A 549-nucleotide genomic window follows, 5' to 3' on the forward strand; every position below is an offset into this window, starting at 1 on the left:
TTAAAAAAGGAGATGATGACTTGAAAGAATTATCTTCAGGAAAACAAGTATTGGCTCATCACATTATCCAGTCTTTTTCTCCAGATGACAACTTGACCCCTGAGCAAGTTCATGAAATTGGCCGTCAGACAGTGTTGGAATTGACAGGTGGGAATTATGAGTTTGTGATTGCGACACACACGGATAAAGATCATCTTCATAATCATATCATACTCAATACAACCAATACCTCAACGCTTAAAAAATTTCGTTGGGAAAAGAAAACCCTTAAAAATTTGAGGGCGATATCGGACAAACATGCGGCACGTTATGGCGCCAAAATTATTGAGCCTACTATGAAAAATTCTTACACAAAGTATTCTGCTTGGAGAAGACAAAATAATTATCGCTTTGAAATTAAGGATCGTCTAGATTTTCTTCTGAAGCACTCGCTGTCGTTGGAAGACTTTAAACAAAAAGCAGTTGCGCTTGACCTTCAGATTGATTTTTCTGGCAAATTTGTGAAGTATAAATTACTTGATCAGCCTCAACAAAGAAATGTCCGAGATG

1 protein-coding gene is annotated in these 549 nt (G+C 37.2%); it reads left to right on the forward strand.

Annotated elements, in window-relative coordinates; translation table 11 throughout:
• The coding region (locus tag CBI42_RS11220) for a relaxase/mobilization nuclease domain-containing protein (protein ID WP_179211416.1) at window positions 1–549 on the forward strand (549 nt) is incomplete at both ends.

The sequence above is a fragment of the Streptococcus sp. KR genome (genome assembly GCF_002238115.1).
Lineage (GTDB): Bacteria > Bacillota > Bacilli > Lactobacillales > Streptococcaceae > Streptococcus.